The sequence below is a fragment of the Enterobacter sp. CM29 genome (assembly GCF_013179605.1).
Classification (GTDB): Bacteria; Pseudomonadota; Gammaproteobacteria; order Enterobacterales; family Enterobacteriaceae; genus Enterobacter; species Enterobacter intestinihominis.
This window is the reverse complement of record NZ_JABMCU010000326.1, coordinates 1-2,065: the sequence shown is the minus strand read 5'-3', so window position 1 is coordinate 2,065 and position 2,065 is coordinate 1. Positions and strand designations below refer to the sequence as shown.

The following is a 2,065-nucleotide window of genomic DNA, read 5'->3' as shown; positions in this document are numbered from 1 at the left end:
CATGTCTTCCGGAATATCCAGCGGCAGGTAGAGTGACGGCAGCACCAGCTGGACGGCCTCATCCCACGGGTTATCGGTGCCGTGTCCGTACCAGATATTGGCGGCGCTGAAGCGGCTAACCGACCAGCGCAACATGTCCTGTATGGTATGCAGCTCGTTTACTGCTTCATCGACAAAAATTTTATCCACTCTTTCCTCCAGGGCATGCTCGCATAATTTTCGGCGGCTAGTTTGCCATGAAGACGGCGATAAATCAGCAATGACGCGTGTCGCTTGAGGTTAAAAAATGCGTTTAGTCGGGTACACTATCGGAAATACGAGATGAGAATGACGAATGAAAAAGAAAACATCGCTCAGCGAGGAGGATCAGGCTCTCTTCCGTCAGCTGATGACCGGGACGCGTAAAATCACGCACGACACCATTGTCCATCGCCCGCAGCGTAAAAAAATCAGCGAGGTTCCGGTCAAACGGTTGCTTCAGGAGCAGGCCGATAACAGCCACTATTTTTCAGATGAGTTTCAGCCGCTGCTAAATACGCAGGGCGCGGTGAAATACGTGCGCGAAGACGTTAGCCATTTTGAACTGAAAAAATTACGCCGGGGAGATTACTCGCCGGAGCTGTTCCTCGATCTGCATGGGATGACCCAGATGCAGGCGAAGCAGGAGCTGGGGGCGTTGATCGCGGCGTGCCGACGCGAGCATGTTTTTTGCGCCTGCGTGATGCACGGTCACGGCAAACATATTCTCAAACAACAGACGCCGCTGTGGCTGGCTCAGCATCCGCACGTAATGGCTTTTCATCAGGCACCAAAAGAGTACGGCGGAGATGCCGCATTGCTGGTATTGATTGAGGTGGAGGAGTGGCAGCCGCCAGAGTTGCCCTGACAGGATGGCGGGAGGCACGCGGCACCCCGCCATATCGCACGTCACGTCAGATGGCTTTAGCCATCTTCAGGTTGCACGGACTCATTTGCCAGTTAAAGACCCCTTTGCCGGTTTCGTCGAGGGTGACGTTGGCAATGGCGGACGTTGTGAACATCGGCGGCGTTTCGCCCGGGCACAGCTCAGATACCAGATAGCCGACCAGCGGCAGGTGGGAAATGACCAGTGCGGAAGCGACACCTTCGTTGCACAGCGCCTGAAGGTAAGCACTGACAAGGCCAACATCGCCACACGGCGTGAGTTCAGGGAGAACATCCACACTGGATGGCAGGTTCATACACTCCCCTACCACATCCAGCGTCTGTTCTGCCCGCAGGAACGGACTCACCAGAACGCGTTCAATGTCCACTTTTTGACCTTTAAGCCATGTCGCCATCTGACGGGATTCGTCGCAGCCACAGACGGTTAAAGGACGTACTGAGTCACTGGCGGCATCGAGTGCCGCGTCGCCGTGACGCATGATAAAAACTTGCATATTGCACCGCTTTTGTTAACCAGAATCACCGGCGTTAACTACCCGCGATTAATGCTCTGAGGTAGAAAACCCGATGGCCGGGCATTGTGCCTGATCCATTCGGTGAATGAAACGCTGTTTTTTACCTCAATGGCGTAAGTATAGTCAATCTCTGTTTACAATTTCGCCAGAACAGGTTCCATCACTTCAGGATTTACCCTTCTTTGACTTCAGTTTACGCAATCAGTTTCCCTTGCGGGCCAGAATGTCTGACCCCGTTCCGCCATCTGCAATAATTCGTCACAAGGTGTAAACCGTGGACCGTATTGCGAGGCCAGACGTTGCAGGATCGCAACCACTTCACCCGCCCCGAGGGTATCCATATACCGGAACGGGCCGCCAAGGAATGGCGGAAAACCGATACCAAACACGGCACCGATGTCGCCGTCGCGCGCGCTTTTGATCACCTGCTCACCAAAGCAGCGCGCCGCTTCATTGAGCATCATCATCACGCAGCGCTCAGCACACTGAACCGCCGACAGTTTTCCCTGACCCGTAACAGGAATAAGCGCATAAACCGAAGGGTCGACCTGTTTCTTGCTTTTACGCCCTTTCGCGGCGTAAAGATAGAAACCGCGTTCATTTTTTCTGCCTTTGCGATCGTCCTT

At 53.9% G+C, this 2,065-nt stretch carries 3 protein-coding genes and 1 pseudogene; 1 reads left to right on the top strand and 3 read right to left on the bottom strand.

What is annotated here, in order from left to right:
* A pseudogene (locus HP459_RS22620) lies at positions 1-189 on the bottom strand (50S ribosomal protein L3 N(5)-glutamine methyltransferase); the annotation flags it as partial.
* Positions 190-334: 145 nt separating this feature from the next.
* Here HP459_RS22620 and smrB point away from each other — a divergent pair.
* A complete protein-coding gene (smrB, locus tag HP459_RS22615) occupies positions 335-886 on the top strand; it encodes an endonuclease SmrB (protein ID WP_108367183.1) in 552 nt (183 codons plus the stop codon).
* 46 nt (positions 887-932) lie between these two features.
* Here the strand turns inward: smrB and sixA are convergent, their stop codons facing one another.
* Together sixA and HP459_RS22605 are read right to left on the bottom strand one after the other, a co-directional pair.
* A complete protein-coding gene (gene sixA, locus HP459_RS22610; protein WP_003861375.1) occupies positions 933-1,418 on the bottom strand; it encodes a phosphohistidine phosphatase SixA in 486 nt (161 codons plus the stop codon).
* A 209-nt stretch (positions 1,419-1,627) separates the two neighbouring features.
* The coding region (locus tag HP459_RS22605) for a 3-hydroxyacyl-CoA dehydrogenase family protein (RefSeq protein ID WP_253939678.1) at positions 1,628-2,065 on the bottom strand (438 nt) is incomplete at its 5' end.

Coding starts and splice junctions, on each gene's coding strand:
- smrB (WP_108367183.1), top strand. CDS start 335: ATGAAAAAGAAAACATCGCTCAGCGAGGAGGATCAGGCTCTCTTCCGT.
- sixA (WP_003861375.1), bottom strand. CDS start 1,418: ATGCAAGTTTTTATCATGCGTCACGGCGACGCGGCACTCGATGCCGCC.